Genomic DNA, 13,018 nt, shown 5'->3' on the forward strand with positions numbered 1-13,018 from the left:
CGTGTAAGACATGTAGGTCAGGCTTGGCTTTTTAACCTGATTTGCTTGCACCTTAAAGCTGCAAGAACCAGGGCCGCCGCCCACATGTCCCTTCATCGACAATCACAATTTCAAAGATCCAACCAGACAATAAACCGGACAGCCTTCCATCCCTCGAAATTCTCATTCGAGAAACCATGCTATCCGTCTATGTTGGCGACCGGTCAGTGCAGCGTTGCCGCCGCGCCCCGTCCGGTGAAAACGCCTCTAAGCGGATCAGTCCGAACCGTCAACCGATTCTTTTCACTTTTGTTGCGATTGTCACAAAAAATCCCTCCGCTACAAAAACATAACATCCTCACATCCCGCCAATTACAGCGCTTTCAACACCATTTTCCCGAGCAACCGACGGTGCTGATGATTTTCGATTATCTTCGCGGATCAACGCGACCACTTTCGTTAAACGGAACCGAATATGTTCGCTTGCAGCCAAAAACACCATGAGCGGACGAATCCTCAGACGCTTTTCGCGGATTTTCCAAACAGGATTCGGAAGCGGCGTCCATCCAAGTCGTTTCTGGATAGTCGAAATATCCTTTGCTAGCCGAAGGTGCCCGCGCCATGACGCAAAGCTATTGAGAGTTGGAGACGATCTTTGATCCGCGCACTGCCCCCATTGACGGCTTGGTCGTCGGCGATCACCGCAGCCATTATCGGATTTGGCGGCACGGTGGCCCTCGTCGTACAAGCCATGAAACTGCTGGGGGCCAATGTTGCGCAAAGCGGCTCAGCCGTTACCGCCCTTTGTATCGGTATTGCCCTAGGCAGCGCTACCCTGTCATGGCGGCTGAAGATGCCTGTGGTGTTGGCGTGGTCCACGCCTGGGGCCGCTTTATTGGCGGCTAGCGCCATATCCGTATCCTGGCCCACTTTGATCGGCATATTTTTCGCGGCATCCGTCATGATGATATTGCTGGGCCTTATCCCTGCGCTGGGCCGTCTGGCCGAACATATTCCACCCGCCATTGCTTCCGCGATGCTGGCGGGTGTGCTGCTGCCCTTCTGCCTCACCCTATTCTCTATGGGAGCGTCTGACCCCTTATTGGTCGCACTGTTGCTGGTCTGCTTTGTAGCAGCACGGCAATATCTGCCATTATATGCCCTGCTCATCGTGTTGGTCACCGGCTTGCTTTTGGTATTGATTCGCGGCGAGGTGACCCTGCCCTCCCATGGCCCGCTGCTGGGGCAATTGCTTCCCGTGCTCCCATCCTTCGATATTCGCGCCGTCATCAGCTTAGCGGTACCGCTTTTCCTCGTAACTTTGGTTTCACAAAATTTACCGGGCTTGGTGGTGTTGCGCACCGCAGGATATCAGCCGCCTGCTGGTTCTTTGCTGGTCGCGACAGGCACGACATCGTTAATCATGGCACCCTTTGGGGCCTTTGCCCTGAACCTCGCCGCGATTACGGCGGCTATCTGCACCAATGAAGAAGCCCATGCCGACCCCGCCAAACGCTGGACCGTGGGGCTGATCTATGGGGGATGCTATGGTGTGCTCGCCTTATTCTCGCCCGCACTGGTGCAAATCTTTCTAGGCTTGCCGGAAACTGTCATCGCCGTTCTGACTGGTATTGCGCTGATACCGGCCCTGATCGGTGCCATGCAGGTGATGCTGGCAAGCGGCACAGAGCGCGACCCCGCCATTTTAACCTTTTTGGCCACAGGGTCCGGACTGGCTTTATGGGGACTGGGCTCGGCCTTTTGGGGCTTGGTGGTCGGATTTGGGGCGATGGGTATAGGCCATCTCATCGCTCAACATCGGGCAAAGAAAGGCGGCAACGCTGTCTAGGCAGCGGCAAATCGCTACGCGGCGATCCTAGCGCGAAAGCATATAGAGGATGTGGCGCACCCGACAGGATTCGAACCTGTGACCTTTGCCTTCGGAGGGCAACACTCTATCCAGCTGAGCTACGGGTGCGGGCCGAGGCTGGCTCTAGCAAGCAAAGCCTTGCGCAGCAATGCTCTTATCGCACCGCGCCGCAATTAGATGCAATTCGCCCACTGACGCAGAAAGCCACTGGCAAATCAGCGCGATGGCAGTTCCCAATCCACCGACAATTCGGTGGCACGGCGCGGAATGTCCAGCTTCGCTTCGCTGAAATTCACCTTGGCGTTGGGCGCAAGGGTCGCGACAGGCGGCTTGATAGTCCAACTATAGACAATCGTCCCTTGGGCATCCAACAATTGGGCCAAGATCGGCGGCACACGCTGTTCGCGATCCGTAGGGTTGATAATCACGCCCGACACCGCAAATAAAATCGTACCATCGGGCAATTCGCGATGATCTTGGTTGGGCGGCAATTCGATCACCAAATCGGTATTCTCGCTAGCCCCCATCACGCCCAAGCCCTGCGCCCAATTGGGCAGGCCAAAGATTTTCAAGCTAGCGGCCGCGGCGATGACCAACAGCAAGGCAATCACCGCCATCACGGTCCAGCGGCGCCCCACCCCATTGGACGCGCGGCGGAAAGGCAAAGGTTGATCGGCCACCAGATTTTCATCCGGCAATATGTCACCCGCCGCTGGACCAACTGCTGCGATACCGACAGGGACATCAGCCGCATTGTCCGGCTTGGTGGTCGGCGTAGCTGCTTTATCCGTCCCTGCCGCTTCGCCTGAAGCAGGCGGTGGTGGAGCCGGAACATCCGAGACAGGCACCGCCGATATCGTGGGTTCTGCGGGTGTGGGCGCAGCTTCTTCTGCCGCAGCGGCCACATCATCCGCAGAGTCACGCTTTGCCATGGATTGCTGGGGCGCCGAGGGCGCAGCCATGGACGGCACAGGCGCAGCCACGCCCTGGGGATCTGGCGCGGGCGGCGCAGTGGGCGCAGTGGGCGCAGCATCCGTGATCGCTGCACTTGCATTATCAACGCCTTGACCCGCCCCATCTTCGTCGGGCGACATGGGCGGTTGAAACCAGCTATGTTGGCAACTGGCACAGCGAACCGTGCGTCCTGATGCCGGAATGGCCGTGTTCGGCACAGCATAGCGCATATTACAAGACGGACAGGCTAGGATCATGCCCCACTCTAAACACGCTGAGTCGCGCTGTTGCAAGGGGCCTTTGTGTTTGATCGGCTGCTTATTGCCTCGCCATACTATTTGTTCACGCCCCGACACGCGTGCTGCCCCAGCCGACCCATGACCCCGCGCCCTATGCGTCATATCGCTTGTTCTTGGCCGCCAGCCGTGCAAATGCAGGGGCATGGGCGGCGAACTTAGCGCATATAAAATCCGGTGGCCTGCATCAGCCCGCAAAGCTTTTGCAGCATGACCGCGCCGCGTTCAGTCCGCGCGGGCAGCGCCATGGTGGAATTTGACGGTGTGGGCCTGCGCTATACCCCCGAAGCAGAGGTGCTGAGCGACGTCAGCTTTGCCCTGCAACCTGGCAGCTTTTATTTCCTCACAGGTCCGTCCGGCGCTGGGAAAACCTCGCTGCTGAAAATGCTATATTTGGCGCAGAAGCCCAGCCGCGGTATTGTTCGGATCTTTGGCGAAGATTTGGTGGCGATGCCGCGCCATCGCTTGCCCGGATTTCGCCGCCGCATTGGCGTGGTGTTTCAAGATTTCCGGCTGATTCCGCATTTGTCGACCCGCGACAATATTGCGCTGCCGCTGCGCATTGCTGGCGTAGCCGAAGCGGATTTGGCGGGCCCCGTGGACGAAATGCTGTCATGGATTGGGCTGCAAGAACGGGCCGAAGCCTTTCCCGCCACTTTGTCGGGCGGCGAACAGCAACGTGTGGCGATTGCCCGCGCGGTGATTGCGCGCCCACAATTACTGGTGGCGGACGAACCGACCGGTAACGTTGATCCCGACATGGCCATACGCTTGCTAGGATTGTTCGAGGCGCTGAACCGCTTGGGAACCACAGTCGTCGTCGCCACCCACGATCTTCATCTCATCAGTCAGGTGGAAAAAGCACAGATGATGCGGTTGGAAAAAGGGCGCTTGTCCGACCCAACCGGCGTGCTGCGCTTTCCGCCGACCAGCGGATGACCCCATGGTGACGCGCATGGCCATGCTTCTTCCCCATATTCCCACCCATCAGCGCCGCTTGCTGCCGGACCGCCGCTTGTCTGGCCCAACGCCGTGGATCATCGCCATTTTAATGATGCTGACATTGCTGTCCGCCGCCACAGGCTTGGCGCTCAGCCAATCGGCCAACCAACTCGGCGAAGCAATTGCGGGCCGCGTCACCGTGCAAATCACCACCGCCAACCCCGCTAAACGCGCCGAACAAGCCCATATTTTCCAACAACAAGCCGCCAAAACACCCTTTGTCTTGCACAGCCGCATGGTCGCGCCCAGCGAATTGCAAGCCACGCTCGGCCAATGGTTTGGCAGCGAAGGTGAAGCCGACCCAGCGCTCAAGGCCTTACCCCTGCCCGCCTTGGTCGATCTGGATTTGGCCGAAGGGGACCGCAGCGCACAATTGGCGCAGCTTGGAAAATTGGTGCATGGCATTGCGGATAATGCGCGCATCATTGCCCATGCGGAATGGCTGGGGCCGGTCGAACGGCTGATTCGGTCGCTGACATGGGTATCGGTGCTGATGGTCGTGCTCATCACCGCCGCCAGCGCCGCCGTGGTAATTATGACCGCCCGCGCCGCGCTCAACACCCATTTTGCGACCATTGAAATGTTGCATATGATTGGGGCGACCGACCAACAAATCAGCCGCTTATTCCAACATCGCATCGCCATTGACACCGCCTATGGCATCGCTTTGGGCAGCGTGGGTGCGGCGCTGATCTTGCTGGTCATCCGCTGGCAATGGTCGGGCATCAGTTCCGGCTTGGCGTCCACCGCAACCATTGGCGCGGGTGGCTGGCTGCTCTTGCTGGCATTGCCGCTATTGGCTATCGCTTTGGCGGCGGTTACAGCCCGTCAAACCCTGCTTGCTGCGCTAAAGAAGATGATATGATCAAACGGCTGATCTCCCTTTTGTTTCTGGCGTGGGTGCTGGGTTTTGCATGGTTCGCGCTGTTGCCGCCCATGCCCGCCCCCTTGCAAAAGACCGATGCGATTGTGGTGCTGACCGGCGGACCGGGGCGCATTGATCGAGCGTTGGACCTGTTGGAACAAAAACAAGCCGACCGTCTGCTGATCAGCGGCGTCGCCCGCGAAGTGAAGCCCCATGAATTGGCGGCAGAGTATAAACGCCCCATGGCCTTGTTCGATTGCTGTGTGGCTTTGGGTTTCGAGGCAGAGGACACACGCTCCAACGCCACCGAGGTGGTGAATTGGGTGGCCCGCCGCAATTATCGCACCGTGCGATTGGTCACCACCGACTGGCATATGCGCCGAGCCGAATTTGAATTGCGCCGCGCTATTGATAAAAATGTGACGATCATTCCCGACGCTGTGCGCAGCCAACCCAATTTCCTGACGTTATTTCGGGAATATCATAAATATTTGGCCGGTCTGGTCGGTGGACTGATCGGCGTTTAAGGACAGTTTTTTGCGTTATAGCATTGCTCTATTTCGATCGATCCTCTTTTGGATCGGCTTTGCCGTGGCCAGCTTTATTGGTTCGCTGGGCGGCGTGCTTTTTTTGAAAATCGCCCCGCCGCTGGGGCGTGGTTTCATCACTTTTTGGGCATGGTCGCACCGCATGTTGTGCTTGCTGGTGCTGGGCCAACGGGTGCGGATCATCGGCGCTATGCCCAATGAACCCGTGCTTTATGTTTTCAAACATGAATCGGCGTTTGAAACGGTCGAACAACCTTATTTGTTCGACCACCCCGCCGTATTTGCCAAACGCGAATTGTTCGACATCCCGCTGTGGGGCAGCGCGGCCCGCCAATATGGACTGATTCCGGTGGACCGCGAAGGCGGCAGCAAAACTATGCGCGCCATGCTGGCCGCCGCCAAAGCCGCCTTGGCCCAAGGCCGCCCGCTATGCCTATTTGCCGAAGGAACCCGTGTCGCGCGCGGCGAGGCCCCGCCGCTACGCGCGGGCTTTGCGGGCATATACCGAATGCTGAATGTCGCCGTGATACCCGTCGCAATCGACAGCGGCGATGCCTATCCCAACGGGAAGTGGGTCAAATGGCCTAGCACCATCACCTATTTGGTGGGCGATATGATTCCCGCGGGCCTAGACCGTGCAGAGGCCGAGGATCGGGTGTGGCGCGCCATCAACGCCCTGAACCCGCCGTCGGCCTTGGAACAAAGCCCAGCCAGCACAGCATCCTAATAAAAAAGGCGCCCCAATCGGCGCCTTTTTCTTTCTGATTCGATCGTTTCGATATGCTCAACTATGCCGCCGCCCAAAATTGGGGGCTGGGTCATCCTGACCTTCGTCGATGATCGAACGGCGAATTTTGCGAGTGCGCGTAAACCACGCCTCCAGCTTCTCGCCATCACCTTTGCGGATCGCCTGCTGAAGTCCGGTCAAATCTTCGTTGAACCGCTGCAAGGTGCCCAGCACAGCGTCTTTGTTGTTCAAGAAAATATCGCGCCACATCACAGGGTCGCTGGCCGCGATGCGGGTAAAGTCACGAAAACCACCCGCCGAATATTTAATGACTTCGCTTTCCGTCACTTCTTCCAATTCGCTGGCCGTGCCAACGATGGTATAAGCGATCAAATGCGGTAAATGGCTGGTCACCGCCAACACCAAATCATGGTGGCGTGCGTCCATTTCCTCAACCTTTGCGCCCAAGGCTTGCCAGAAAGTCGCCAATTTCTGCACAGCCTCGGCATTGTCGCCGCCGCGCGGCGTGATGATGCACCACCGCTGTTCAAACAGGCTGGCGAACCCTGCCGCAGGGCCACTATTTTCTGTGCCTGCCACGGGATGGGCCGGAATGATGACATGGTTCGGCAAAACAGAACGCAGCATGTCCGCCACACTGGCCTTGGATGACCCGACATCGGAAATAATCGCGTCATTGCGCAGGCCCGGTGCAATGGCCCGCGCAGCATCCGCCATGCGGCCAACAGGAACCGCCAAAATCACCAGATCAGCGTCCGTGACTGCGGCGGCGGCATCGTCCATCACATTGTGGCAAAAACCCAAATCCCGCGATTCGGCGCGTGCCGCATCACTGGCATCAAATCCCGTGACCCGCATATCGGGCATATATTCCCGAACGCCGCGCGCAATGGATGACCCAATCAGACCCAGCCCGATAATCGCGACCGACTTAAATTCTGATGACACGCGCCCTCAGCCTTGCAACGAAGCGCGCATCGCATCGGCAAGGCCCCGCACTTCCTCTTCGGTGCCGATGGTGATGCGCAACACTTGCGGCAGGCCTTGGCCCGGTAAATGACGCACCACATAACCTGCATCCATCAACCGCTGGAACATCATCTGGGCGGTCACGGCGCCATCAAAAATGACGAACAGGAAATTGGTCTGCGACGGCAAAATACGCAGACCATGGTTGCCCATGGCTTCCAATTCCGCCGTCAGCCACGCACGCCATTTGGCATTATGCTGGCGGCTTTGGTCCACAAAATCCTGATCGGCCAAGGCAGCAATCGCGGCTTCTTGTCCGCAGCGGGTAACGTTAAACGGCGCGCGAATCTTGTGCAGCGCCTCGATAATATCGGCGCTGCCATAGCCCCAACCAATACGTTCGGCCGCCAAACCATAGATTTTCGAAAAGGTACGTGTAACCAGCACATTGTCCGCACTGCGCGCCAAATCCAACCCGCCATCATCCATGCCTTGGTCCAGATATTCGGCATAGGCTTGGTCCAGCACCAACAAAATATCGCTGGGCAAGCCCGCGTGCAGGCGCGCAATATCTTCGCGCGGGGCAAAGGTGCCGGTGGGGTTATTGGGGTTGGCGACATAGACCACGCGGGTTTTATCGGTCACGGCGGCCAGCAACGCATCCACGTCCGTGCCATAATCCAAGTCCGCCGCCTCAACGGGAACCGCGCCGACACGCCGCGCCGCAATTTCATAAACCGCAAAACCATAGCGCACATACAGCACTTCATCCCCCGGCCCCGCATAAGCGCTGGCCGCCAGATGCAGCAATTCGTCGGACCCTGTGCCATAAATGACGCGGGTGGGGTCCAGATCATATTTCGCGGCCAAAGCGGTACGCAGCGCGGTGGCGGCAGGGTCAGGGTAACGCGCCATATCGGCCGCCGCTTCCAAGAAGGCTGCGCGCGCATGATCGCTGGTTCCCAGCGGATTTTCATTGGCCGACAGCTTGATAAGCGGACGCCCATCATCGCTGGCGCTTTTGCCCGGAACATAAGGAGCGATGCCGCTGATCCACGGCTTCGGCTGAAGAATTTTGGTCGCGTCGGTCATACTCTAGCCGTTTAGCGACTGATGCGCCGCTGTCCAGCACGTTGACAGCACAAGTTCACAAGCTTAGCCCGATGGATTATGGCCACTTTGCTGCATCATATTCAACATGATCATATTCATATTTCCGCACCATTGGCGCTGGATAGTGGGCAAAACCTGCCCGAACTGACCATCGCTTACCAAAGCTATGGCACCTTAAACGCCGATAAAAGCAATGCCATCCTGATCTGCCATGCGCTAACGGGCGACCAATATGTCGCCAGCAACCACCCCGCGACTGGCAAAGAAGGCTGGTGGGTTCGCATGGTTGGCCCCGGCAAGCCGATTGATACCGATAAATATTTCGTCATCTGTTCCAATGTTCTGGGCAGCTGCCTTGGCACCACCGGCCCCGCTAGCATCAACCCCGCCACCGGTCAGCCTTATGCCATGAGCTTTCCGGTCATCACCATCGCCGATATGGTGCGGGCGCAGGCCAAGCTGATCGACCATTTGGGCATTGACCAACTGCACGCGGTTGTCGGCGGGTCGATGGGCGGCATGCAAACCTTGGTCTGGACGGTCAATTATCCGCAGCGCCTGCGCTCGGCCATTGTTATCGCCAGCGCCGCGCGGCACAGCGCACAAAATATCGCCTTTCACGAAGTGGGCCGTCAGGCCATTATGGCCGACCCCCATTGGCAGGACGGCAATTTTTACGCCAGCGGCCTAAACCCGACCAAGGGTTTGGCCGTCGCGCGCATGGCCGCGCATATCACCTATTTGTCCGAAGAAGGTTTAACCGAGAAATTTGGCCGCCGCCTGCAAGCGCGCGATATCAAAAGCTTTGGCTTTGATGCCGATTTCCAGATCGAATCCTATCTGCGCTATCAAGGCTTGGCCTTTACCGACCGCTTCGACGCCAACGCCTATTTATATATCACCCGCGCCATGGATTATTATGATCTGGCCGAACCTTATGAAGGCCGCTTGGCGCTCGCTTTTTCAAAAGCCAAGGATGTGCGCTTTACCTTGGTCAGCTTTGATACCGACTGGCTATACCCGACATCGGAATCGCGCCGCATTGTCCAAGCCCTGCAAGGCGCGGGCGCATCCGCCAGCTTTGTCGAACTGTCGTCGCCCTTTGGCCATGACAGCTTTTTACTAGACTGCCCCCCGTTGGACCGCTTGATCGCGGGCGCATTGAACAACCGAGGATGACGATGACATTGCGCACCGATTTGGCGATTATTGCCGATGCCGTGCCCGAAGGCCGCCGCGTATTGGACGTGGGCTGCGGCGATGGCACTTTGCTCAGCGCGCTGCGCCGCAATCGCAATGTCGATGCACGCGGCTTGGAACTGGACGCCGCCAAGGTCACTGCAGCCATTGCAGCGGGCGAATCGGTGGTTCAGGGCGACGCCAATCATGATCTGGATGCCTATCCCGATGATGCCTTTGATTTTGCCATCCTGTCACAAACGCTGCAAACCACCGAGCGCCCCGATTTGGTGATCGAACAATTGCTGCGAATCGCGCCCCGTGCCTTTGTCAGCTTTCCCAACTTCGCGCATTGGCGCGTGCGCTGGTCGTTGATGCGAAATGGCCGGATGCCGGTCACGCGCCTGATTCCGGTGGCATGGTATGAAACGCCCAATATTCACCACCTGACCATCAGCGATTTTCGTCACTTGATGGTTGAACGTAATATTCGCGTCGAAAATGCGTGGTTTTTAAGCGGAGGCCGCTTGATCAGCGATAGCGCCGCCAATTGGCGCGCGGAACATGCCATTTATCAAATTGCACGTTCCTAAATTGGGATGATCCGCAAATAAAAATGATTGGGATGATCCGCAAATAAAAATGGCGACCCCGTGCCGCCATTTTTATATCATGTGCCCATTGCGGCAGCCTGTATCGCCAATCCGGCTGTTAAGGCTGCCCAGGCCACCATCCATGCTCTTGGGGCTTATCCGCCGCACATACGAAAACACCGCCGGAAACATCCGACGGCGTCACGCACAATCGCAACTTGCGCAACGGGGCGAAACCGCCCCGACAGGGATTAACCCTGGCGCGCCTTGAAGCGACGGTTGGTCTTGTTAATCACATAGGTGCGACCACGACGACGGATAACGCGGTTATCCCGGTGGCGGTCCTTCAGCGACTTCAGGCTGTTGCGAATCTTCATTGTCTTTGTCCGTAAACATTGGGCGTGGATACGCGAAGGCGCGCACCTATGGCTTCCACAGGGAAAAGTCAACCGGCAACCAAAGTTTCCGCCTATTTTCCGCCATTTCAGCTTGCAAGGAGCGCTTCGACACGCCCCATAGCAAGAAAGTTCATCCTGCCAAAGCCTTTTGCCGTCTTCTTTGCACAGAAGAGCCAAAACCCATGGCTTCGCGGTATTTTACCACCGTTCGGCGGGCGATATCAAAGCCTTCTTCGGCCAATTTCTTGGCAATTACCTCGTCCGAGAGAATCGCTTTTGCGCCTTCCCCCTCAATCAAGGCGCGAATCCGGCTTTTCACAGCCTCGGCGGACACCGCGCCATCACCGTCGCTGGCGGATATCCCACTAGAAAAGAAATATTTCAGTTCAAATAAGCCGCGCGGACAACTTATATATTTATGGCTGGTCACACGGCTGACGGTCGATTCGTGCATAGAAATTGCGTCGGCCACCTGCCGCAGCGTCAACGGCTTCATCTGTGACACACCGTGCAGGAAAAACCCTTCCTGCTGCTTCACAATTTCGCTGGTCACTTTCATGATCGTGCGCTGTCGCTGGTCCAGCGCCCGCACCAACCAATTGGCCCCCGCCAATTGTTCGGACAGCCAAGACCGATTCTTCTTGCCCGCCCCTAGGCTTAATTGCTGATAATAGCGGCGGTTCACCAACACGCGCGGCAAGGTAGCGCTGTTCATCTCGACAACCCAACCTCCCGATATCTGCCGTACAAATATATCCGGCACCACCATTTGCGCCGTGCCGCCGCCAAATCGCAGGCCGGGCTTGGGATCATATCCGCGCAATTCACGGATCATATCGGCCAAATCTTCGTCATCGACGCCGCAGATGCGCTTTAGCTGGGCAAAGGCTCCCTTGGCGACCAAATCCAAATTGGCGATCATCACGGCCATGCACGGGTCATAACGGTCCGCCTCGCGCGCCTGAAGCGCGATACATTCCCGCAAGTCCCGTGCGCCAACCCCTATGGGGTCAAAGCTTTGCACAGCGCCCAGCACGCGCTGCACATCATCCATGCTGACGCCCAGCATCTCGGCCACTTCGCTAGGCTCGCCGCGCCAATATCCAGCCTCGTCAATCAGGGCGATGATTTGCTGGGCGATGAGTTGATCACCGGATGACAAGACTTCGCCCGCCTGCGCTAACAAATGGCTGTGCAGGCTTTGTTCGGTCGCTGCGAAGCTGTCGAAATCCAGCCCATCGGCGTCGGCGGCGCTGGCGGCACCAACGCCGATCGTGTCGCTTGCACTGTCATGATGAAATTGATCAGCCGTAAAATCGACGTCCAATTCCTCTGAGAGGCCGCCCGCGCTGTCCATCGCCCTGTCGGCCATCGGGACGTCAAGCGACGCGGCTTCATTATAGTTTTGCTGTTCGTCGCTTTCGTCACTTGCGCCATAATCGGGATCATCGCCGCCCTCTGCGCCGCCAAAATCGCGTACATCGAAATCAGGGCCTTCGCGGTCGACCTCATCCGGCGCGCTATAATCTATATCCCCGCTACCAGCCTCCAGCAACGGGTTGGCGTCCAGCGCCTCTGCCAGATAGGATTCCAATTCCAAATTGGATAAGGCCAGCAATTTGATCGCCTGCTGCAATTGCGGCGTCATAACCAGCGATTGCGACTGGCGTAAATCGAGGCGCGGACCCAAGGCCATGGCGCGCTACCCCATTACAGGGAAAAGCCCTCACCCAGATACAGGCGGCGAACCTCGGGGTCAGCGACCAATTCTTCGGGCGACCCTGCCAACAGCACCTTGCCGTCATAAATAATGCAGGCGCGGTCGACTAGGTCGAGCGTTTCGCGCACATTATGGTCGGTGATCAGCACGCCAATGCCGCGCTTTTTCAAATCGCCCACCAATTCGCGAATATCGCCAATGCTGATCGGGTCGATACCGGCAAAAGGTTCGTCCAGCAGCATGATCGACGGATTGGCCGCCAAAGCCCGCGCAATTTCGGCGCGGCGGCGTTCACCCCCCGACAATGCCATAGACGCCGATGCGCGCAGCCGCGTCAGGCCAAATTCGTCCAGCAATTCGTCCAAGCGCGCCTTGCGGGCATTCTTGTCCGGTTCGGCCAATTCCAGCACCGCTTCGATATTTTGTTCCACGGTCATACCGCGAAAAATGCTGGTTTCCTGCGGCAAATAACCAAGGCCCAAAATGGCGCGGCGATACATGGGCAGCGCCGTAATGTCCGACCCGTCCAACATGATGCGGCCCGCATCCGGCTTCACCAGACCCATGATCGAATAAAAACAGGTGGTCTTGCCAGCCCCATTTGGCCCCAACAGGCCAACCGCCTCGCCCTTGCCAACCGACAAAGATACGTCCGATAAAACGACCCGCTTGTCATAGCTTTTGGCGATGGACACCACCGCCAAACCATTGCCAGCAGCGGCATCTTCTTGGACATGGGCCACATGTTCGGCCACGCCATGGTCTGATTCACGTGGCATAGGGG

14 protein-coding genes and 1 tRNA gene are annotated in these 13,018 nt (G+C 57.7%); 8 read left to right on the forward strand and 7 right to left on the reverse strand.

Annotated elements, in window-relative coordinates; translation table 11 throughout:
• On the forward strand, positions 1-483 hold a 483-nt coding region (locus LKO31_RS02425), incomplete at its 5' end, for a hypothetical protein (RefSeq protein ID WP_227688491.1).
• A 151-nt stretch (positions 484-634) separates the two neighbouring features.
• Positions 635-1,828 (forward strand): benzoate/H(+) symporter BenE family transporter, encoded by a 1,194-nt coding sequence (locus LKO31_RS02430; protein ID WP_227688492.1) that lies wholly within the window; start codon positions 635-637, stop codon positions 1,826-1,828.
• 52 nt (positions 1,829-1,880) lie between these two features.
• On the opposite strand, the gene LKO31_RS02435 is transcribed toward LKO31_RS02430, so the two are convergent.
• Positions 1,881-1,957 (reverse strand) — tRNA-Arg (locus LKO31_RS02435).
• A 107-nt stretch (positions 1,958-2,064) separates the two neighbouring features.
• Entirely contained in the window at positions 2,065-3,060 is a 996-nt protein-coding gene (locus tag LKO31_RS02440) for a zinc-ribbon domain-containing protein (protein ID WP_227688493.1), read from the reverse strand.
• A 249-nt stretch (positions 3,061-3,309) separates the two neighbouring features.
• Between LKO31_RS02440 and ftsE the strand changes: the two genes are divergently transcribed.
• Genes ftsE through LKO31_RS02460 form a run of 4 tightly spaced genes read left to right on the forward strand, consistent with a single transcriptional unit; the run spans position 3,310 to position 6,241 of the window.
• Complete coding sequence (ftsE, locus tag LKO31_RS02445) at positions 3,310-4,038, forward strand: cell division ATP-binding protein FtsE (RefSeq protein ID WP_227688494.1); 729 nt, start codon at positions 3,310-3,312, stop codon at positions 4,036-4,038.
• A 16-nt stretch (positions 4,039-4,054) separates the two neighbouring features.
• A complete protein-coding gene (locus LKO31_RS02450) occupies positions 4,055-4,966 on the forward strand; it encodes a cell division protein FtsX (RefSeq protein ID WP_227688495.1) in 912 nt (303 codons plus the stop codon).
• Complete coding sequence (locus LKO31_RS02455) at positions 4,963-5,493, forward strand: YdcF family protein (protein WP_227688496.1); 531 nt, start codon at positions 4,963-4,965, stop codon at positions 5,491-5,493. The genes LKO31_RS02450 and LKO31_RS02455 overlap by 4 nt, the downstream gene beginning before the upstream one ends.
• A gap of 10 nt (positions 5,494-5,503) precedes the next feature.
• The gene (locus tag LKO31_RS02460) at positions 5,504-6,241 is read left to right on the forward strand and encodes a lysophospholipid acyltransferase family protein (protein WP_227688497.1); all 738 of its coding nucleotides are present in this window, start codon (positions 5,504-5,506) and stop codon (positions 6,239-6,241) included.
• 57 nt (positions 6,242-6,298) lie between these two features.
• On the opposite strand, the gene LKO31_RS02465 is transcribed toward LKO31_RS02460, so the two are convergent.
• Together LKO31_RS02465 and hisC are read right to left on the reverse strand one after the other, a co-directional pair.
• Positions 6,299-7,210 carry a prephenate/arogenate dehydrogenase family protein gene (locus LKO31_RS02465; protein WP_227688498.1) on the reverse strand — a complete coding sequence of 304 codons (912 nt, stop codon included), beginning with the start codon at positions 7,208-7,210 and terminating at the stop codon, positions 6,299-6,301.
• 6 nt (positions 7,211-7,216) lie between these two features.
• Positions 7,217-8,323, reverse strand: a complete 1,107-nt coding sequence (gene hisC, locus LKO31_RS02470; RefSeq protein WP_227688499.1) for a histidinol-phosphate transaminase — start codon at positions 8,321-8,323, stop codon at positions 7,217-7,219.
• Between the two features lie 78 nt (positions 8,324-8,401).
• Here hisC and metX point away from each other — a divergent pair, with 78 nt between their 5' ends.
• Both metX and metW read left to right on the forward strand, forming a co-directional pair.
• Entirely contained in the window at positions 8,402-9,523 is a 1,122-nt protein-coding gene (metX, locus tag LKO31_RS02475) for a homoserine O-acetyltransferase MetX (RefSeq protein WP_227688500.1), read from the forward strand.
• 2 nt (positions 9,524-9,525) lie between these two features.
• The gene (gene metW / locus LKO31_RS02480) at positions 9,526-10,116 is read left to right on the forward strand and encodes a methionine biosynthesis protein MetW (protein ID WP_227689545.1); all 591 of its coding nucleotides are present in this window, start codon (positions 9,526-9,528) and stop codon (positions 10,114-10,116) included.
• 251 nt (positions 10,117-10,367) lie between these two features.
• Here metW and ykgO read toward each other — a convergent pair whose 3' ends face one another.
• The 3 genes from ykgO to lptB all read right to left on the reverse strand — a co-directional run bounded on the left by ykgO (position 10,368) and on the right by lptB (position 13,013).
• Entirely contained in the window at positions 10,368-10,493 is a 126-nt protein-coding gene (ykgO, locus tag LKO31_RS02485) for a type B 50S ribosomal protein L36 (protein ID WP_003046794.1), read from the reverse strand.
• Between the two features lie 151 nt (positions 10,494-10,644).
• Complete coding sequence (rpoN, locus tag LKO31_RS02490; RefSeq protein ID WP_227688501.1) at positions 10,645-12,210, reverse strand: RNA polymerase factor sigma-54; 1,566 nt, start codon at positions 12,208-12,210, stop codon at positions 10,645-10,647.
• A gap of 14 nt (positions 12,211-12,224) precedes the next feature.
• A complete protein-coding gene (gene lptB / locus LKO31_RS02495; protein WP_227688502.1) occupies positions 12,225-13,013 on the reverse strand; it encodes an LPS export ABC transporter ATP-binding protein in 789 nt (262 codons plus the stop codon).
• Between the last annotated feature and the right edge of the window lie 5 nt (positions 13,014-13,018).

Source organism: Sphingopyxis yananensis, assembly GCF_020687785.1.
Taxonomy (GTDB): domain Bacteria; phylum Pseudomonadota; class Alphaproteobacteria; order Sphingomonadales; family Sphingomonadaceae; genus Sphingopyxis; species Sphingopyxis yananensis.

What these genes read in the sequence shown, in the direction of transcription:
- LKO31_RS02440 (WP_227688493.1), bottom strand. Translation starts at nt 3,060, where the DNA reads ATGATCCTAGCCTGTCCGTCTTGTAATATGCGCTATGCTGTGCCGAAC.
- hisC (WP_227688499.1), bottom strand. Translation starts at nt 8,323, where the DNA reads ATGACCGACGCGACCAAAATTCTTCAGCCGAAGCCGTGGATCAGCGGC.
- metW (WP_227689545.1), top strand. Translation starts at nt 9,526, where the DNA reads ATGACATTGCGCACCGATTTGGCGATTATTGCCGATGCCGTGCCCGAA.
- rpoN (WP_227688501.1), bottom strand. Translation starts at nt 12,210, where the DNA reads ATGGCCTTGGGTCCGCGCCTCGATTTACGCCAGTCGCAATCGCTGGTT.
- lptB (WP_227688502.1), bottom strand. Translation starts at nt 13,013, where the DNA reads ATGCCACGTGAATCAGACCATGGCGTGGCCGAACATGTGGCCCATGTC.
- ftsE (WP_227688494.1), top strand. Translation starts at nt 3,310, where the DNA reads ATGACCGCGCCGCGTTCAGTCCGCGCGGGCAGCGCCATGGTGGAATTT.
- ykgO (WP_003046794.1), bottom strand. Translation starts at nt 10,493, where the DNA reads ATGAAGATTCGCAACAGCCTGAAGTCGCTGAAGGACCGCCACCGGGAT.
- metX (WP_227688500.1), top strand. Translation starts at nt 8,402, where the DNA reads ATGGCCACTTTGCTGCATCATATTCAACATGATCATATTCATATTTCC.
- LKO31_RS02450 (WP_227688495.1), top strand. Translation starts at nt 4,055, where the DNA reads ATGGCCATGCTTCTTCCCCATATTCCCACCCATCAGCGCCGCTTGCTG.
- LKO31_RS02455 (WP_227688496.1), top strand. Translation starts at nt 4,963, where the DNA reads ATGATCAAACGGCTGATCTCCCTTTTGTTTCTGGCGTGGGTGCTGGGT.